At 69.9% G+C, this 17929-nt stretch carries 13 protein-coding genes; 5 read left to right on the plus strand and 8 right to left on the minus strand.

What is annotated here, in order from left to right:
- Positions 1 to 161: 161 nt before the first annotated feature.
- The 4 genes from PG2T_RS15520 to thiD are packed head-to-tail and all read right to left on the minus strand — an operon-like array spanning position 162 to position 10271.
- A complete protein-coding gene (locus PG2T_RS15520) occupies positions 162 to 317 on the minus strand; it encodes a DUF3096 domain-containing protein (protein ID WP_075968158.1) in 156 nt (51 codons plus the stop codon).
- Positions 318 to 358: 41 nt separating this feature from the next.
- Positions 359 to 9214 carry a GH36-type glycosyl hydrolase domain-containing protein gene (locus PG2T_RS08420; protein WP_418268521.1) on the minus strand — a complete coding sequence of 2952 codons (8856 nt, stop codon included), beginning with the start codon at positions 9212 to 9214 and terminating at the stop codon, positions 359 to 361.
- A 35-nt stretch (positions 9215 to 9249) separates the two neighbouring features.
- Positions 9250 to 9423, minus strand: coding sequence for a hypothetical protein (locus tag PG2T_RS16250; RefSeq protein WP_158513173.1), 174 nt, complete (start codon positions 9421 to 9423; stop codon positions 9250 to 9252).
- Positions 9424 to 9461: 38 nt separating this feature from the next.
- Positions 9462 to 10271: a bifunctional hydroxymethylpyrimidine kinase/phosphomethylpyrimidine kinase gene (gene thiD, locus PG2T_RS08425; protein ID WP_068804187.1), complete on the minus strand. Its 810-nt coding sequence runs from the start codon at positions 10269 to 10271 to the stop codon at positions 9462 to 9464.
- A 108-nt stretch (positions 10272 to 10379) separates the two neighbouring features.
- Between thiD and PG2T_RS08430 the strand changes: the two genes are divergently transcribed.
- Positions 10380 to 10772, plus strand: coding sequence for a Rid family hydrolase (locus PG2T_RS08430; RefSeq protein WP_068804190.1), 393 nt, complete (start codon positions 10380 to 10382; stop codon positions 10770 to 10772).
- A 19-nt stretch (positions 10773 to 10791) separates the two neighbouring features.
- Here the strand turns inward: PG2T_RS08430 and PG2T_RS08435 are convergent, their stop codons facing one another.
- Genes PG2T_RS08435 through purM form a run of 4 tightly spaced genes read right to left on the minus strand, consistent with a single transcriptional unit; the run spans position 10792 to position 13966 of the window.
- Positions 10792 to 11493, minus strand: coding sequence for an iron-containing redox enzyme family protein (locus PG2T_RS08435; protein ID WP_068804192.1), 702 nt, complete (start codon positions 11491 to 11493; stop codon positions 10792 to 10794).
- A gap of 37 nt (positions 11494 to 11530) precedes the next feature.
- Positions 11531 to 12256: a DUF3108 domain-containing protein gene (locus tag PG2T_RS08440; protein WP_068804195.1), complete on the minus strand. Its 726-nt coding sequence runs from the start codon at positions 12254 to 12256 to the stop codon at positions 11531 to 11533.
- Positions 12249 to 12917 carry a phosphoribosylglycinamide formyltransferase gene (gene purN, locus PG2T_RS08445; RefSeq protein WP_068804197.1) on the minus strand — a complete coding sequence of 223 codons (669 nt, stop codon included), beginning with the start codon at positions 12915 to 12917 and terminating at the stop codon, positions 12249 to 12251. Before purN ends, PG2T_RS08440 begins: the two co-directional genes overlap by 8 nt.
- On the minus strand, positions 12914 to 13966 hold the full coding sequence (gene purM, locus PG2T_RS08450) for a phosphoribosylformylglycinamidine cyclo-ligase (protein ID WP_068804199.1): 1053 nt from the start codon (positions 13964 to 13966) through the stop codon (positions 12914 to 12916). Before purM ends, purN begins: the two co-directional genes overlap by 4 nt.
- An 80-nt stretch (positions 13967 to 14046) precedes the next feature.
- Here purM and PG2T_RS08455 point away from each other — a divergent pair, with 80 nt between their 5' ends.
- Genes PG2T_RS08455 through mutY form a run of 4 tightly spaced genes read left to right on the plus strand, consistent with a single transcriptional unit; the run spans position 14047 to position 17922 of the window.
- Positions 14047 to 15066, plus strand: coding sequence for a DUF2066 domain-containing protein (locus tag PG2T_RS08455; protein WP_068804201.1), 1020 nt, complete (start codon positions 14047 to 14049; stop codon positions 15064 to 15066).
- Positions 15063 to 16130 carry an AI-2E family transporter gene (locus PG2T_RS08460; RefSeq protein ID WP_068804203.1) on the plus strand — a complete coding sequence of 356 codons (1068 nt, stop codon included), beginning with the start codon at positions 15063 to 15065 and terminating at the stop codon, positions 16128 to 16130. Before PG2T_RS08455 ends, PG2T_RS08460 begins: the two co-directional genes overlap by 4 nt.
- Complete coding sequence (gene hda / locus PG2T_RS08465) at positions 16124 to 16876, plus strand: DnaA regulatory inactivator Hda (RefSeq protein WP_158513174.1); 753 nt, start codon at positions 16124 to 16126, stop codon at positions 16874 to 16876. Before PG2T_RS08460 ends, hda begins: the two co-directional genes overlap by 7 nt.
- Positions 16873 to 17922 carry an A/G-specific adenine glycosylase gene (gene mutY / locus PG2T_RS08470; protein ID WP_236953228.1) on the plus strand — a complete coding sequence of 350 codons (1050 nt, stop codon included), beginning with the start codon at positions 16873 to 16875 and terminating at the stop codon, positions 17920 to 17922. Before hda ends, mutY begins: the two co-directional genes overlap by 4 nt.
- Positions 17923 to 17929 lie beyond the last annotated feature (7 nt).

Consider the following 17929-nt stretch of genomic DNA (forward strand, 5'->3'; position numbering starts at 1 on the left):
CTTGCAGGGTCGCTCGCCGTCGCGCATTGCGAGGCATCAAAAAGTCCGCGATCGGCATTGAATAAGGCGTTGCCGGCGCAAGCGACTTTCGAAGCCGGACAATGGACATCCGGCATCGCGCCACGATGCCGTACCCGACCCGCAGACCGGCCCGCTCGTGACTACAGGATCCGCAGATTGCTTCCGCCAAACAGCCCGATCAGACCGATGATGATCAGATAAATGGCGACGATGTAGTTCAGCAGGCGCGGCACCATCAGGATGAGAATGCCGGCAATCAGCGAAACGAGTGGGCCGAGACTGAGCGTCACGTTCATGTTCATCTCCTTGGGTCAGATTTAATGAACCGCTGAAGTATTCAGCGGTTCTTTGATTGCGCGGGTGACATCATCCTTATTTCGACGGCATGGTCCCTGCGATCGTCGACCAAGTGAATGGTTTGGTCCGGGCGTTCGACACCGTCCACCGTCATGCGCATCGCTTCGGCCTGCGCAGCGTCGCAGACGACTTCCTGCGTTACCACGACATGGTAGACCGTCTCCCGATAGCGGTAGTGAAGCTTGAAAGCCTGCCAATCGGCGGGCAGGCAGGGCGCCAGATGCAGCCTGTCGGCTTCGAGCCGCAAACCGAGCAACGATTCCATGATGAGGCGGTACATCCAGCCGGCAGAACCCGTGTACCAGCTCCAGCCGCCGCGGCCGATGTGTGGCGCGACCGCATAGACGTCGGCGGCGACGACGTAGGGCTCCACCTTGTAAGTCGCGATGGCTGCCGGCGAACGCGCATGGTTCGCCGGATTGATCATGGTCAGCAGTTCCCAGGCGCGTTGCCGATCGCCGAGTGCCGCAAACGCCATCGCCGCCCAGATGGCGCCGTGGGTGTATTGGCCGCCGTTTTCGCGCACACCGGGCACGTAGCCGCGGATGTAACCCGGATCGACGGCCGATTTGTCAAAGGGCGGATCGAGCAGCTGGACCAGTTGGCTGTCGCGGCGCACCAGGCGCTGGTCGACCGACTCCATGGCCAGCAACGAGCGGGCCGAGCTGACCGAACCGGTCGCCCCGGATTGCCCGACCTGGGACAGCACCGACCAGCTCTGCGAAATCGAGTCGATCTGGCATTCGGCGCTGCCCGCCGAGCCCAGCGGCGTGCCGTCGTCGAACCAGGCGCGGCGGTACCAGGCGCCATCCCAGGCATGTGCGTCGATGTCGTGGCGCAACTGCTGCGCCTGCGTCAGGCAAAAGTCCGCAAAGGCGGTGTCGCCATGCCCGCGCGCCAGCTCGGCAAACTGCCGCAGCACGGTGCACAGGAAGAAGCCCAGCCAGACGCTCTCGCCGCGGCCCTGCATGCCGACCAGGTTCATGCCGTCGTTCCAGTCGCCGCCGCCCATCAGCGGCAGGCCGTGCGCGCCGAAACGCAGGCCGTGGCGGATGGCGCGCACGCAGTGTTCGTACAGGCTGGCTGAATCGGGCGAGCGGCCCGGCAGATCGTAGTAGGAATCGTCCTCCGGGTTGACCGGGCGGCCCTCCAGAAAAGGCACGGGCTCGTCCAGCACGCCAGTGTCGCCGATGCTCGCCACGTAGCGGCAGACCGCCAGCGGCAGCCACAGGTAGTCGTCCGAACAGTGGGTGCGCACGCCGCGGCCGGCCGGCGGATGCCACCAGTGCTGGACATCGCCCTGCGGGAACTGCCGGCTGGCGCACAGCAGCAGGTGTGCGCGCACCAGCGCGGGCTCGGCATGGACCAGCGCCATCGTGTCCTGCAACTGGTCGCGAAAGCCGAAGGCGCCACCGGACTGGTAATAGCCGCTGCGGGCCCAGATTCGGCAGGCGAGGGTCTGGTACAGCAGCCAGCCGTTGGCCAGCACATTGACCGACGGGTCCGGGGTTTCCACCTGCACCGCGCCCAGGGTGTGGTTCCAGTAGTGCCAGACGGCTTCCAGTGCCGTGCGCGCCGCCGCGCCGCCGCGAAAACGCTGCACCAGCGCGGCGGCATCGTCGGCATTGCGCCCGACACCGAGCCGGAACACGATCTCGCGCTCCTGCCCGTCGGCCAGATCAAAACTCACCTGGATCGCGCCGCAGGGGTCCAGGCCCGCTCCGACCTTGCCGGACAGATGCGCGCGCCGCAGCGCGGCCGGATCGCGCAGGCTGCCGTTGCGGCCGAGAAATTCGGTGCGATCGCCGCACAGGCGCCGCATCGGGTCATCGACGTCGAAGAAGGCCACCGGCTCGGCGAACTCGGGGTTGTAGGGGTTGCGGGCGCACAGCGCGCCGCTTTTCGGGCTGATCTCGGTGGTCACGTGCATGGCCGATTTGGCCGGCAGATCGCCCAGCACCCACTCCACGTAGCCGGTGGCCGAGAGCTTGCGCGCCCGGCCCGACAGATTGCGCAGCTTCAGCACCGAGAACTTGATCGCCGCATCGGTGGCCACGTACACCCACAGCTCCGAGCGGATGCCGTGGCTGACGTGCTCGAACACGCTGTAGCCGAAGCCGTGCCGGGTGACGTAGGGCGCCTGCGCGCGCGCCGGCAGGGGCGTGGGCGACCAGAACTCACCGGTTTCCTCGTCGCGCAGGTAGAGCGCCTCGCCGCTGCCATCGCTCACCGGGTCGTTGTGCCAGGGCGTGAGGCGGAATTCGTGGGCGTTCTCGCTCCAGCTGTAGGCGCCGCCGCTCTCCGAGACCACGGTGCCGAAGTGGGGGTTGGCGAGCACGTTGACCCAGGGTGCCGGCGTCACCTCGCCGGGCGCGAGCGCAATGACATATTCGCGTCCGTCGGGGGTGAAGCCGCCCAGGCCATTGGCCAGGATCAGATCGCGCCGGGTGAGCGCGGGGTCGATGGGGGCGCCGCCTTCCGGCCGCGGCGCACGGGTGGGCACAAAGCGCAGCGGGCGCGGCTCCACCGGCCCGCGCCGGCCGAGCTGTTCGGCCAGAGTACCGCGGTCGTCGGCGATCACCGCGCGCGCCACCGCCTGGAACAGGATGCGATCCTCGGCGGAGATCTGTTCCGCCGAGCGCACGAAAATGCCGCCCGGCCGGTCGATCACGTTGGCCTCGGTGCCCGAGGCGATCAAGCCCATGATCTGGTCGTGCAGTTGCTGCCGGTAACCGGCGTGATCCTCGTTCCAGATCACCAGGTCCACCGCCAGCCCCTTCAGGCGCCAGTAGGCATGGGCCTGCACCAGTTGACGCACCAGCTCCATATTGTTTGCATCCGCGATCTGCAGCAGCACGATCGGCAGATCGCCGGAAATGGCATAGCCCCACAACCCGGACTGGCCCCGGCGATTGCGAATCAGCACGGCGGGGTCGGCGCGCAGGACGTCGTCGGCATAAATGATCGCGCTCGCCAGGCGCGCATACAGCTGCGCATCGGCCTCGCTGGCATTGAGCTGACGCAGCACCACCTGGCTGTGGGTCCAACCGAGCTCGAAGACGCGGTCCGCCAGATGCCGATCCTGGTATTTGTCCACCAGGCCGAGCGCCAGGTCGCGGCTTTCGGCAACGCCGGACACGATGTCCAGGGTCACCGTCTGTTCCGGTTCGAGGGCCACGACGCGGCGGATGGCGACGATCGGGTCCAACACCGAGCCCGCGCTGCCGGACAGAGCGCCGGACTCACTCAGCGCCAGCGGCGCGGCCGGGCTGCGCGTGCGGCCGATGAAGCGCAGGCGGTCGGTCTCGAAGGACGGGGCACTCGCCTGCTCGCCGCGCACCACCATCAGGTGGAACATCCAGGGCGGCCGTTCGTCGTGGGAGCGGGGCCGGCGCGTGCACAGGATGGCGCGCCGCTCGGGCAGCAGCTCGGTCTGTACGAACAGGTTGCTGAACGCCGGATGCAGCGCGTCGGCAGCAGCCGGCGCAATCACCACCTCGGCGTAGCTGGTCAGCTCGATGTGCCGGCGCTGGCGCGAGCGGTTGGTGATGCGCACCCGGCGCAGCTCGATATCGTCCTCGGGCGAGACCACGATGTCGGTATGGGTTTCGATCTGCCCGCGATCCGCGCCGCTGCCGACGGCGTCGCGACGGCGAAACTCGGCGCGCCCCTCGGAGAAAATCGCCTCGAAGTGCTCCGCGCGCTTGAGAGTCGGCTGATGGGTAGTCGACCAGAACGCCCCACTGGCCACATCACGCAGGTAACAGAAGCTGCCCCAGTTGTCGCAGGTCCCATCCTCGCGCCAGCGGGTGACGGCAAGGCCCTGCCAGCGGCTGTAGCCGCCGCCCGCGTTGCTGACCATGACGTGGTAGCGGCCGTTCGAGAGCAGCTGTACCTGCGGCAGCGGTGTGTCGGCAGTGTCAAACACGCGGATCGGTATCTCCGCGGCGACCGCCGTGGAGCGCACCTCGGACAGCTGCGCCGTGTGCGGAAACAGGGCGGTAGCCTGCGGAACCCGCTCCTGGAGCAGCAGCAGCACCGCCTGGAACATCGGCTCCGACACGAAGCGCCGCTGCATCGGCCGGTCCAGCAGCAGATAGGCCAGTGCCAGCAGGCTCATGCCCTGGTGATGGGCCATGAAGGAGCGCAGCAGCGCGCTCGAATGCCCGCGCCGCTGGCGGGCCGGCGTGTGGTCGATGGCCTCGAACAAGCCGAACCGGCCCAGCGTCCCTTCGGCCGCGAGGCGCTGCAGATTCAGGCAGGCCGCCTCGGGCGCCACCATCAGCGCCATCACCGAGGCATAGGGCGCGATCACCAGATCCTCGGCCAGGCCGCGCTTGAGTCCCAGGCCCGGCACGCCGAAGGCGCGGTACTGGTAATTGAGCTGGGCGTCGACCGTGTTGTAGCCGGATTCCGACATGCCCCAGGCCACGCCGCGCTGCTTGCCGTACTCGATCTGTCTCGCCACCGCCGCCCGGCAGGTCTGGTCGAGCAGCGTGTTCTCATAGGTCGGCATCACCAGCAGCGGCATCAGGTACTCGAACATCGAGCCGCTCCAGGACAGCAGCGTCGGTGCGCCGGTGGTGCCGGTCAGCAGGCGGCCCAGGGCGAACCAGCTATCCTGCGGCAACTGGCCCTGGGCGATGGCGACGAAGCTGCACAGGCGCGCTTCGGAGGCCAGCAGATCGTAGTAGCCCGAATCCAGCCGGCGCTCATCGACGTTGTAGCCGATGGTCAGCAGGTTGCGCGCCTTGTCGAACAGGAAGTCGTAGTCCAGGCGCGCGAATTCGCCGGCCTGCAGCGCCAGGGCTTCGATGGCGGCGATGCGCTCGCGGGCCCGCTCGCTGCCTTGCCTGACGCAGCCAAGCGCAGCAGTGAGCGCCTCGCGCTGCGCAGCGTCGGGCGCAGCGGCGATGCGCGCCGCGAGGCGCCCATCCAGGGTTGCAAGTTCGCGCAGGGTCGGGATGGCCTTGATGTCCGCCCAGGGGTCATCGGCCACACTGTCGCAAGCGGGCGCCATGCCACCGGGCACTTCCGGCAGCGCCAGCCAGGGCGCAAGGAAAATCAGCTCGTCCAGCGCCGCCCGGCATTGCCCGGCCAGCGCCTCGGCCCAGATGCGCGCTTCGTCGTCGGGCGCAGCAGCGTCGGGCACAGCAGCGTCGGGCACAGCGTCGCCGCTGCCCTCGCGAGCGCTGGCGAGCGCAGCGGCGCCGGTCGCCAGGCGTTCGAGACTGGACCGCACTGCCACCAGGGACCCCGGCGGGGCGGCGCAGATGGAGTCCAGTTCCCTGCGTAAGCCGGCCACCTGCCGGGCGGCGGCAGCATCCATTGCGTCCGCGACAATCGCCAGCGTGTCGCGCAGGCCCTCGAACAGCCGCGCCGGCAGGATCCGGTCATCGGCCAGCGCCAGCAGGCCCGGGCGCAAGGTCAGCAGATGGCCGGCGAGGTTGCCGCTGTCGACGGACGAGATGTATCTGGGGCGCAGCGGCTGCAGGGTCCGCGTGTCATACCAATTGTAGAAGTGTCCCCGGTACCGATCGAGGCCAGCCAGCGTGCGCAGGGTATTGCCGGTGCGCAGGATCAGTTGTCCGGCCGTGAGGTAGCCGAAGTCGTAGGCGGACAGGTTGGCCAGCAGGGCGAGACCGATGTTGGTCGGCGAGGTGCGGTGCGCGACCGGCTCGGCGCGGTCGTCCTGCACATTGTCGGGCGGCAGCCAATGGTCCTCCGGGCCGACGAAGGTCTCGAAGAAGGCCCAGGTCCGCCGCGCCAGCACGCGCAGGAAGCGGGTCTGTTCGGCCGTCAGGGCCGCCTCGCGGCGCACCCGCGGGCGGCTGATCCACCAGGCGATGGCCGGTGATGCCAGCCACAGCAGCAGGATCGGTGTTGCCACGATCAGTGCCGCCGGGCGGGTGGCCAGCAGCAGGCCGGCACTCGCCAGCGCGATGGCGGGGGCGATCCACATGGCGCGCACGCTGGCGGCCAGATCGCTGCCGCCCGGCCTCGCCAGCTGGCGATCGACCTCGCTGGACGGGTTCCATTCCAGCAGCCGTCGGCGCGTGACCAGCATCCGCCACAGCGTGCGGGCGATGGCGTCCAGGCTGAACGCCGCCTCATACGGCAGGCAGGCGAGCTCGAACGCAAGCTGCGCCAGGCGCCGCGACGCCGACTGCCCGATGGCGGTCAGATGTTGCCGCCACAGCACCTCGTCCGGCTTGCGGCACAGATCGAGCAGCGTGGCGCACAGCGCCGGCAGCAGCAGGATGGCGATCACCGCCAGGCTCCAGAAGCCCGGCGACCCCAGCGCCCAGCCCGACAACAACAGCAGCGTCAGGGCCGCCGGGACCAGGCTGCGGCGCAGGTTGTCCAGCAGCTTCCACTGCGACAGCGTCGACAGCGGATTGCGCTCCCGTGGCGCGCCGAGCGGGCCGGGCACACGCCGGCGCAACCAGCCGGCCAGTTGCCAGTCGCCGCGAATCCAGCGCCGGCGGCGGCTCACATCCAGGCCGTAGCGGGCCGGATAGTCCTCGTAGAGCTGCACGTCGCTGAGCAGGCCCGAGCGCGCGTAACAGCCCTCCAGCAGGTCATGGCTCAGGATCCGGTCGTCCGGAAAGCGCCCGCCCAAGGTCTGCTCGAAGGCGTCGACGTCGTAGATGCCCTTGCCGATGAACGAGCCTTCGCCGAACAGGTCCTGGTAGACATCCGAGACGGCGCGTGTGTAGGGATCGATGCCCGCCTCGCCGCTGAACAGCTGCGCGTAGCGCGAGCGATTCGCCCCCGGCAGGCTGGCGGCCACGCGCGGTTGCAGGATGCCGTAACCGGCCATCACCCGGCGTTTGGCCACGTCGTAGCGGGGGCGGTTCAGCGGATGCGCCATGGCGCCGACCAATTGCCGCGCCGCATCGCGCGGCAATTGGGTGTCCGTATCCAGGGTGATCACGTACTGCACGTCGCCCAACTCGGCCGTGTCCCCGACCACCAGTACAAAGGCGTCGCCGGCGCTGCCCCAGCTGGCGCCGCGCAGCAAGGCGTTCAGGTCCGCCAGCTTGCCGCGCTTGCGCTCATGGCCCATCCAGCAGCCTTCCCGCGGATTCCAGCGCCGCGGACGGTGGAACAGGAAGAACCGGTCGCCGCGAGGCTGATCGCCGTCAGATGCGTATTTCCGGTTCAGCGCCGCAATCCGCTGCCCGGCCAGTTGCAGCAGTGCTGCGTCCTCGGCAAGTGCTTCCTGCTGCGCGTCCGCAAAATCGGTCAACAGGCCGAAGTGCAGGTGTGCGTCCCGATTGGCCAGAAACCGCACCTCGAGCGCTTCGACCAGCGCCTCGACGCCGGAGGTGCTGGTGAGCAGGGTCGGCACCACCACCAGCGTGCGCACCTGCGGCGGGATACCTTGGGAGAAGTCCATGCGGGGCAGTGGCTGCGGCGTCACCAGCAGGCTGGAGAACCAGTTCACCAGCGCCCCGGCCAACTGACTGGCCGCCAGCAGCGCCAGCATGCCGATCGGCGCCCATGCCCAGCGGGGCAATTCGGCCATCGGCATGCCTGTCATCAGCACAGCGCTGATGAGCACCGTGAAAAGGACGATCCCGCCCAGATGAACCAGCAGCGGCGACCGGCCGAGCGCCCTGCGCGCCGCCGCCAGCGGCGAGCGGCGCACCTGCACCCTGAGCTCCAGTTGCGCCCGGCCCTCGTCGATCAGGTAGTAACCGACGTGCGAGGCGCGGCCATCGGCGCCGGCTGGCGTCGCCATGGCCGCGGTGCGCGCCAGCTCGATCGCCCGGCGCGCCACCTCGCCCTCGTCCACGGCGCTCCTTTTTGCCATCGCCTCGGTGGCGTGGCGATAGCGGTCGCGGGTGGCAAAATCCATTCCGCCGTAAACACCGCCCGGATCCTCCCGCAGGGTTTGCTCGACGACGCTCAGGGTCTCGACGAACTCGCGCCATTCCAGCGCACCCAGCACCCGCAGGCTGCCGATGCTGTTGCTGATGGACACCTGGTCGGCGGCCTGCTGCTGGTTCTCGGACTGCACCAGCTGGGCGATGGTCAGGCCGGCTTCCGCCAGGCGCTGTTCGATCCAGCTCAACGGCAGGGCAAGGGCCGGACCCCGTCCCTGCAGGCGGCGTGCGAGCTCGGCGACGAAGGTGCCGACCATCGGCGGATCCGAGCGCGCCATGTCGGCGACCACCAGGATCAGGCTCTTGGGATCCTGCTCGGCGGCCTGCGTCATCCGGTCCGCCCAGGCATCGGCCAGGTCGCGCTCGGCCCAGCCGGCGCCGATCCGCACCGCGATGCGGCGCAGGTTCTCGATCACGGCCAGCCGCAGCATGATCGGGATCGCCCACAACTCGCCAATGCGCAGCGCGGTGACGGTCTGGTAGGCGGCCACGAAGCGGCTGAGGCTTTGCGCGTCCACCCGGCCGTCGCCGTGGGCGATCGTTTCCAGGGCAATGTCGTACACCCGCGGATGTCCCGCCGCCGAGGCCTGGGCGAGGTGCGGAAGCTCGCGTATGTAAGCTTTGGGCAGGTGCCGCCGTGCGGTACGGATCTGTTCTTCGACCAGATGGAAGTTGTCGAGCAGCCATTCCGCGGCCGGTGTGATCTGGCGCCCCTGTGAGACCGCCGCGGTCAGCAGGTTGCACACATCGACCAGCACCGTCTCGTTGGCCGCCAGACGATCGAGCAGCCGGTCCGCTGCGCGCCCCGCCCCCAGCCGATGCGAGCGCGCCAGCACCAGGCCGTGCTCCGCCATCTGATCGGCGCTGAACAACTCCGATCGCAAGGGAGCTTCGAGACTGGCCGACGACCGGGGCCAGCCATCACGGCCCGGGGCGGTCCCCATGCGTCGCGAAAGACCAGTGAAGTTCATGCCAGTGTTCAATGCAGGGAAAGCCTTTGGTGAGGCGCGATCTGCATGACACATATCGCATCGAGCACGCAGGCCATCCATTCAGTGATCGCCCGCAGGGCGCTCAGCTTGCCCTCTTTTGCCGCCGCGCGCCGTGCCCTGGCGAACCTACGTTTGCCCGGCGCCTCGAAATTGCGCGGCATACGGAAAAACCGAGGCCCGCAACGTCGGGCCTGTGGAGTCAGCCTCGCCAGGCGTGAAAGTGTTGCACCGGGCCGTGACCGTGGCCGACATCGAGGGAATCCGCAGCGGCGATGGCGGCGGTCAGATAGGCCTTGGCGTCGGCCACCGCCCGCGGCATCGCCAGGCCGTGGGCGAGTCCAGCCGCGATGGCCGCCGACAGCGTGCAGCCGGTGCCGTGGGTGTTCGCGGTGGGGATGCGCCGGCCGGGGAATTCGACGAACTCCCGTCCGTCGTAAAGCAGGTCGGTGCAGTCCTCGCCGGGCAGGTGCCCGCCCTTGAGCAGCACCCAGGCCGGGCCCAGCGCGTGCAGCGCGCGCGCTGCCTCGCGCATGGCCGGCAAATCCGCGGGCGGCGGGGCGTCCAGCAGGGCGCCGGCCTCCGGCAGGTTTGGCGTGATGACGGTCGCCAGCGGCAGCAGCTCGCGACGCAGGCGCTCCACGGCCGATTCGGCCAGCAGAGCGGCGCCGCTCTTGGCCACCATCACCGGGTCCAGCACGATGGCCGGCGGCCGCCAGCGGCGCAGGCAGTCGGCCACCGCGGTCACCACGTCGGCAGCGCCCAGCATGCCGAGCTTGACCGCATCGACGCGGATGTCATCGAACACGGCGTCGATCTGCGCCGCCACGAATGCCGGCGGCAACGGCTGGATGGCGCTCACGCCGCGGGTGTTCTGTGCCGTCAGACCGCTGAGCGCCGCCATGCCGTACACGCCCAGCGCGGCGAAGGTTTTAAGGTCGGCCTGAATGCCCGCGCCGCCGGACGGGTCCGAACCGGCGATGCTCAGCACGTTGGGGATGGCGGGCGACATGGGGCAGGACTGGCGGGCTTACGAAGGTGGTCGCAGTATAGGACCCGCCTTTTCAGACCGGCATGGCGCCTGCGCGCCGGCCTGCACAATGACCCGAGGAGAACCACCATGAACAACCGCACCGTTCCCGCGCCGCCGCATTTTGCGGACAAGTTCGGCTACTCGCAGGCGCGCCGCGTCGGTGATTTCATCGCCGTGTCCGGCACACCGGGGCGGGATGCCAGCGGCAGCGTGGTTGGCGAGGGCGATGCCTACGCGCAGGCGCGCCAGGCGCTCGAGAACGTGAAACGCAGCGTGGAGGCGCTGGGCGGGCGGCTCGACCAGGTGGTGCGCACGCGGATTTACCTGACCGACATGAGCCACATCTGGGACATCGGGCGGGCGCATCTGGAGTTTTTCGGCGGCATCGATCCGGCCACCTCGCTGGTGAAGGTGACCGGTTTTTTCGACCCGAAGATTCTGGTCGAGGTGGACTGCGACGCGGTGGTTGTCGCCGGCTGACGGGGACGGGCCGGGCGGCTCAGGCGGCGGGTGTTTCGCCTGTCGCGAGGCGCTGCGCCTGGCGCTCGACGCCGGCGTAGAACAGCCGCTGCGCCTCCAGGATCAGCGGCAGGCCGCGGCGAATCTGCGCCTCTACCTCAGGCGTGAGCCACGGCTCCATGGGCCGCCACACCTTGATGCCGGCATGTTCCAGATCCGCCGACAGGTGGTAGCGGAAGAAGAACACCTGCTGCTCGGTCAGGCCCAGGTGCTCGATCCAGCGGTCGGGGTGAAAGTTGTGCCCCGGCAGCGCGGTCAGCACGAACTCGTCGATGGACGAGCCCAGCCAGCCGACCGTCCAGTGCCAGTCCCGCGCCAGGTGCTCGAGCAGGCCCAGCGCGGCGGCGGTTTCGGTTTCCGGCACGGTGGCGTTCATCTGCGCGTCGGTCAGGCCGACATTGCGGCCCATCTCCCACAGGATCTTGGTGTGCGCCGCCTTAATGGCGGGGTCGTAGACCAGTTCCTCGCCCATCTGCGAGATGGTGCGGCGCACGATGGCCTGGTCCGGGCAGCGGCTGACCCAGGCCGGGCGCATCACCGAGCTGAAAAAGCGGTTACGCAGCACGTGCTGCAGGATGTAGGCCTGCCCGCGCGGCAGGGTCAGCGGCGCCAGCACCCAGGGCCAGGTTCTGGCGGCGTCGAGCGCCGTGCTGGCGATGTCCGACAGACGCAGTGCCGTCATGGATTTTTCCTCGGCGGGGTTGTGACTTGCGGGTCGGTCAAGGCACGCTGCGTTCGCCACCGCGATAGCTTTTCAGCAGCAGCGTACCCTGCGAGCGGCCGCGCTTGTGGCGGTCGACGCGCACCGGGAAGTAGTCCAGATCCGGCGCACACCACAGGGTGACGGTGTATTTGCCGCCGGTCTGCGTGCGCTGCACCTTGATGGTCTTGAAAGTCCCGGCGGGGGTGGAAATCTCCTCCTCGCCCTGGGTTTCGAGCCGGTACTCGCGAATCTCGCCATCCGATCCGTACAGCACCGGCAGCACCAGGCTGGTGCCGCCCTTGGCCAGCGTGCGGCGCAGCGCCTCGACGTAGGTCAGTTCGTCCAGGGTGCCGGGCAGCAGCGTTGCCGGCGGGCGGTCGCCCTGGCGCTCGCGGGTCTGTTTGGCTTTCCAGTCGAACAGGAATTCGTAATCGCGCTGCTTGCGCCCGCCGCTGCGGGTGTGTGCGTAGCGCTGCGGTTGCCAACCGTCGCTGTCGACGGCGCCCTCGCTTTCGTCGTGGAAGGTCTCCTGCGTGAACAGGGCCACCACGCCGCCGGGCGTCACATCCAGCGTGTACCGGTAGCGACCATCGGCGGCCTTGTAGGTCTGCACGGCCTCGCCGCCCTCGATGCTGCCCTGAGTCACCGTATAGGTTGCCTGCCATTGGGCCGGCGGGTCGGCACGGACCGCCGCCGCAGCAAGCAGGGCCAGCACCGTGACAAACAGACGCCCTTTATTCATCGAGTCCTCCCGTGGCGGCGAACTGGACCGGCGCCGCCAGCGGCAGGCCGTCGAGTCGCACCGTGTCCCCGCCCAGCGCCAGCCGCCCGGCGGCATACCACCCTATGACCAGCGGATAGAGCCGGTGTTCCGCCGGCAGCACGCGTGCCGCCAGCGTGTGCGGCGTGTCGCCGGCCTGCACCGGCACGCGGATCTGCGCGATCAGTGGCCCGCCGTCCACGGCGGCGGTGACGAAATGCACGCTCGCGCCGTGTTCGGTGGCGCCCGCCGCCAGCGCCCGCGCGTGTGTGTCCAGACCCGCAAAGGCGGGCAGCAGCGAGGGGTGGATGTTGATCAGCCGGCCGCGGTAGTGGTGCACGAAATCGGCCGTCAGTACGCGCATGAAGCCGGCCAGCACCAGCAGCTCGGCTTGCGCGGCGTCGAGCGCGGTGACCAGCGCCTGCTCGAAGGCGTGGCGATCCGGGTACTGACGATGGTCGACCGTTGCGGCGGACAGTCCGGCGGCCGCGGCCAGATCGAGCCCTGCGGCGCCCGGCCGATTGCTGAGCACCAGCACCACCTGCGCGGCGAGTCTGCCGGCGCCGATGGCGTCGAGAATGGCTTTCAGGTTACTGCCGCGGCCGGAGATCAGCACCGCCAGGCGCAGCGGGCGCGCCGTCACGGCTCCAGCACGACGCCCGGGCCATCGCCGCGCGGCACGATCTCGCCGACCCGGCAAGCGCTCTCGCCGGCTTCCTGCAGCCGGGCGATGGCCTCGTCGGCTCGCTCGGCCGGCAGTACCACGATCAGCCCCAGGCCGCAGTTGAAGGTGCGCCACATTTCCGGGGCGGCGATGCCGCCGTTGCGTTGCAGCCAGTCGAAGATCGCCGGCCGCTGCCAGGCGCGCGTGTCCAGCCGCGCCGCCAGGCCGTCCGGCAGGATGCGCGGGATGTTCTCGGGCAGGCCGCCGCCGGTGATGTGGGCGATGCCGACCACCGGCAGCGCCGCCAGCAGTTCGAGCACCGGCTTGACGTAAATGCGCGTCGGGGCGAGCAGGGTGGCGCCCAGCGTGCTGTCGCCAAACGGCGCAGCCAGGTCCGCGCCGACGGTCTCCACAACCTTGCGCGCCAGCGAATAGCCGTTCGAGTGCAGGCCACTGGAGGCCAGGCCGATGACGGCATCGCCTGCCCGGATGGCCTGACCGTCCAGGATGCGCGCCTTCTCGACCACGCCGACGCAAAAACCGGCCAGGTCGTAATCGCCGGCCGGGTACATGCCGGGCATCTCGGCCGTCTCGCCGCCGGCCAGCGCGGCGCCGGCCAGCTCGCAGCCGTGGGCGATGCCGGCGATGACGCTGGCGGCGGTATCCACGTCCAGCTTGCCGGTGGCGAAATAGTCAAGGAAAAACAGCGGCTCGGCGCCCTGCACCAGCACGTCGTTGGCGCACATGGCGACCAGGTCGATGCCGACCGTGTCGTGCACGCCAAGATCGATGGCCAGGCGCAGCTTGGTGCCCACGCCGTCGGTACCGGCCACCAGCACCGGCTCGCGAAAGCGCTTGGGCAGTTCCAGCAGCGCGCCGAAGCCGCCGATGCCGGCCAGCAGCTCCGGCCGGCGGGTGCGCGCGGCCAGCGGGCGGATGCGGTCGATGAGCGCATTGCCGGCGTCGATGTCGACACCGGCGTCGCGGTAACTGAGGCCGGAGGTGGGGCTGACGGGCGCGTCGCCCATGACGTTGAGACTCACGGTGGGGCACGGATCGGGGCACAATGGTAGCCGCTCCCCCCGCTTACCGCCTAGCCGCGCCCACCATGCGCCTGCCCCTGCCGCTCGTTTGCGTCGTCCTTGCGCTGGGTCTTTGCCGGCCCGCGGCGGCGCTCGATCTGTACCAGGCCAGCGCCCCGCTGGCAGACGCCGGTGATGCAGCCCGCACCAGCGCCGTGACAACTGCCTTCGGGCGCGTGCTGGGGCAGGTCGCCGGCCGTCCGGCGGCGGCAGCGCTGGCCCAGCAGCCGGCCGGACGCGCGGCCGCGCAGCTGGCGCTGCTGGGCTTCGGCAGCAAAACCGGCCCGGCTGGCGAGCCGCTGATCGAGGCCCGCTTCGAGCCGCGCGCGGTGCGCGAATTCCTGGCCGCCCAGCACGTCGCCATCTTGCCGGACCAGCGCCCGACCCTGCTGCTGTGGCTGCTGGCCGGCACCGATGCAGGACCGACCTGGGTCGGCGCCGACGAGCCGCTGGAGCTGGCATCCATGCTGGCGCAAGCCGCCGCCGACCGCGGCCTGCCGTTGCTGCTGCCGATGCTGGATCTGGGCGAGCGGGCCAATCTGCCGGCCAGCGTCGACCCCGCGGACCCGGCCAGCCTGGCCGCGCTGAGCACGGCCGCCGCCCGCTACCGGCCGGACGGCGTGCTCTATGGCCGGCTGGATGGCGGTGGCGAGCGCTGGCGGGCCGAGCTGCGCCTGGCGCTGCCCGGCAAGGACGATGCCGTGTGGTCCGCGACCGGCACGAGTCAGCAGGCGGCCGTGGATGCGGCGCTCGACCGGCTTGCCCTGCAGCTTGCGCCGGCCGCTGCGCCGCCCGATGGGCCGCTTGCGGCGGTGCAGATTGCCATCGACGGCGTCGATGGCATGGCCGCCTACGGACGCGTCTGGGAGCACCTGGGACAGGTGCCGGGCCTGCGCGGCCTGCGTCCGCTGGCGCTGGGCAACGGCCGGGCGATGTTCCGCTTCGAACTTGCCGGCGGCGAGGCCGCGCTGGCCGGCCGCGTGGAGCCGGGCGCACCGTTCGCGCGCGTGGCCGGCGAAGCCCCCACTTACCGGTATCAGCCATGACCCCACTGCTGCAACGCCGCCTGCTGATCGGCGCCGTCGCCACTGGCGCGCTGGTTTTGGTGTATCTGTTGGGACCGGTGCTGGCGCCGTTTTTCGGTGCCGCCCTGCTGGCCTACATCGCCGACCCGCTGGTGGAACGCCTGCAGCGCCTGCTGCCCCGCAGCTGGGCCACCGCGCTGGTATTTGCCGTCCTGAGCCTGGCGGGACTGCTGGCGCTGCTGTTCGCCATTCCGGCCCTGCAACGCCAGCTGGTCAGCCTGCTGGAGCAACTGCCGCGTTTTCTGGACTGGCTGGAGCAGACCCTGATGCCGTGGTTGCAGGCACACCTGGACCTGCCGCCCGACATGCTGTCGATGGCCTCCGCCCGTGCCTGGTTGCAGGACCACTGGGCGCAGGCCGGCACCTACGCCGCGCAGGGGCTGGGGCAACTGCTCACTTCGGGGCTGGGACTGATCGGCATTCTGGTCAACGTGGTGGTGGTGCCCGTGGTGACCTTCTACCTGTTGCGTGACTGGCCGCAGCTGCTGGCACGCGTCGATGCCCTGTTGCCGCACCGCTGGCGGCCGGCGGTGCGCGAATTCGCCACCGATGCCGACCGCGTGCTCAGCGGCTTCCTGCACGGCCAACTGCTGGTGATGCTGGCGCAGGGGACGTTCTATGCGGTCGCGCTGTCGGTAGTCGGCCTGAATCAGGCGCTGCTGATCGGCTTTGCGGCCGGTCTGGTCACCTTCGTGCCCTACCTGGGCGGCGTGATCGGCCTCACCCTGGCGCTGATCGCCGGCCTGGTGCAGTTCCAGGATCTGCCGCATCTGCTGGCGATCGGCGGCGTTTTTGCTGCCGGCCAGCTGCTCGAAAGCCTGCTGCTGACGCCGCTGCTGGTCGGCGACCGCCTCGGCCTGCACCCGGTGGCGGTGATTTTCGCCGTCATGGCCGGCGGCCAGTTGTTTGGGTTCTTCGGCGTGCTGCTGGCGCTGCCGGTCAGCGCCGTGCTGGTGGTGCTGCTGCGCCGGGCGCTGACCCGCTACCAGGACAGCGCCTGGTACGCGCAGGAACCGCCGTGCTGAGTGCCCAGCAGCCGCTGGCGCTGAGCCTGCGTGCCGACCAGACCTTTGGCAGCTTCATCAGCCCGCCGGGCACCGCCGCCACGCGCGCGCTCCAACTGGCGCAGTCGCTGGCCAGCGGGCACGAACGCACGCCGCTGTATCTGTGGGGCCCGGCCGGCTGCGGCAAGACGCATCTGCTGACGGCAGCGCTGGCAGCCGCCGCGACGCATGGCCTGCGCTCGGCCTACCTGCCGTTGCGCGAGCTCGGCGCCGCCGGCGTCGTCGCGGCGGTAAGCGCCTTCGAGCAGTTCGCGCTGGTGTGCGTGGATGATCTTGACGCCATCGCGGGTGACGAGCCGGCCGAGCTGGCGCTGTTTCATCTGTACGACCGGCTGCGCGCCAACGGCGGGCGCATCATCGTCACCGGCAACGCCACGCCCACGGGCCTTGGCCTGTGCCGGCCGGAACTGAAAAGCCGCCTCGGCTGGGGCGTGAGCTGCCGGCTGGAAACCCTGCCTGATCCGGACAAGCGCGCATTGCTGCTGCGCCGCGCCGCCGACCAGGGCCTGAGCCTGGGCGAGCCGGTGGCCGACTACCTGCTGCGCCACCACAGCCGCGACCTGCACGACCTGCTGACCACGCTGGATCGGCTGGATCGGGCCACCCTGGCGGCGCAGCGACATCCGACGCTGCCGTTCGTGCGCCAGCTGCTGGAATCGGTCGATGCCGAACAGGCAAGCGCCGCCACCCCCGCCGATTCGGCGTGAGCCGAGCCACCCTGCCCGAGTTCGCCACCCGCCTGCTGGCCTGGCATGCCCGCGCCGGGCGTCACGACCTGCCCTGGCAGCGCCCGCGCACGCCGTACCGGGTGTGGCTGTCCGAGATCATGCTGCAGCAGACACAGGTGGCGACCGTGATCCCCTACTTCGAACGCTTCACGGCGCGCTTCGCGACCCTGCCTGACCTGGCCGCGGCGCCGCTGGACGAGGTGCTTCACCTGTGGACCGGCCTTGGCTACTACGCCCGGGCCAGAAACCTGCACCGGGCCGCGCAGCAGGTATGCGAACAGCACAGCGGACAGCTGCCGAGCGAGCTGGAAGCCTTGTCGGCGCTGCCCGGCATCGGCCGCTCCACCGCCGCCGCCATCCTGGCGCAGGCCCACGGCCAGCGGCAGCCGATCCTGGACGGCAACGTCAAGCGCGTGCTGTGCCGCCACCGGGCGGTGCCCGGCTGGCCCGGCGAGACAGCGGTCCAGAAACAGTTATGGCGGATCGCCGATGCGCTGACGCCGGCCGGCCAGGCCGCCGACTACACGCAGGCCATCATGGATCTGGGCGCGCTGGTGTGTACCCGCGCCCGGCCGCGCTGTGCGGACTGCCCGGTCAGCGCCGATTGCCTGGCGCGGGCCGCCGGCTCGGTGGCCGACTATCCACAGCCGCGGCCGCGCCGCGCCCTGCCGCAGCGCCGCACCTGCCTGCTGCTGCTGCGCCGGGCCGACGGCAGCGTGCTGCTGGAACGCCGTCCGCCGGCCGGCATCTGGGGCGGCCTGTGGTCGCTGCCGCAGTACGAGGGCGATCTGGACTCGCTTTCGGAATGGTGCCGGCAGCGCTACGGCCTGCTGCCCGGCGCGCTGCAGGCCGGTGACGGTTTCGTCCACACCTTCAGCCATTTCCGGCTGCACATCACGCCGCTCGAATGCCCGGTCAGTCCTGCCGACGCCGTTTTGGACGCCCCGGACCGGCTTTGGTATAACCCGATCAACCCCCCGCGTCTTGGCCTGGCGGCGCCCGTCCGCCGTCTGTTGTTCGCCTGACGCCCAT

The organism is Immundisolibacter cernigliae (genome assembly GCF_001697225.1).
Lineage (GTDB): Bacteria > Pseudomonadota > Gammaproteobacteria > Immundisolibacterales > Immundisolibacteraceae > Immundisolibacter > Immundisolibacter cernigliae.

Excerpts from the sequence above, each read along its gene's own strand:
- PG2T_RS15520 (WP_075968158.1), bottom strand. The coding sequence starts at position 317 with ATGAACGTGACGCTCAGTCTCGGCCCACTCGTTTCGCTGATTGCCGGC.
- PG2T_RS08420 (WP_418268521.1), bottom strand. The coding sequence starts at position 9,214 with ATGGGGACCGCCCCGGGCCGTGATGGCTGGCCCCGGTCGTCGGCCAGT.
- PG2T_RS16250 (WP_158513173.1), bottom strand. The coding sequence starts at position 9,423 with ATGCCGCGCAATTTCGAGGCGCCGGGCAAACGTAGGTTCGCCAGGGCA.
- thiD (WP_068804187.1), bottom strand. The coding sequence starts at position 10,271 with ATGTCGCCCGCCATCCCCAACGTGCTGAGCATCGCCGGTTCGGACCCG.
- PG2T_RS08430 (WP_068804190.1), top strand. The coding sequence starts at position 10,380 with ATGAACAACCGCACCGTTCCCGCGCCGCCGCATTTTGCGGACAAGTTC.
- PG2T_RS08435 (WP_068804192.1), bottom strand. The coding sequence starts at position 11,493 with ATGACGGCACTGCGTCTGTCGGACATCGCCAGCACGGCGCTCGACGCC.
- PG2T_RS08440 (WP_068804195.1), bottom strand. The coding sequence starts at position 12,256 with ATGAATAAAGGGCGTCTGTTTGTCACGGTGCTGGCCCTGCTTGCTGCG.
- purM (WP_068804199.1), bottom strand. The coding sequence starts at position 13,966 with ATGGGCGACGCGCCCGTCAGCCCCACCTCCGGCCTCAGTTACCGCGAC.
- PG2T_RS08455 (WP_068804201.1), top strand. The coding sequence starts at position 14,047 with ATGCGCCTGCCCCTGCCGCTCGTTTGCGTCGTCCTTGCGCTGGGTCTT.
- PG2T_RS08460 (WP_068804203.1), top strand. The coding sequence starts at position 15,063 with ATGACCCCACTGCTGCAACGCCGCCTGCTGATCGGCGCCGTCGCCACT.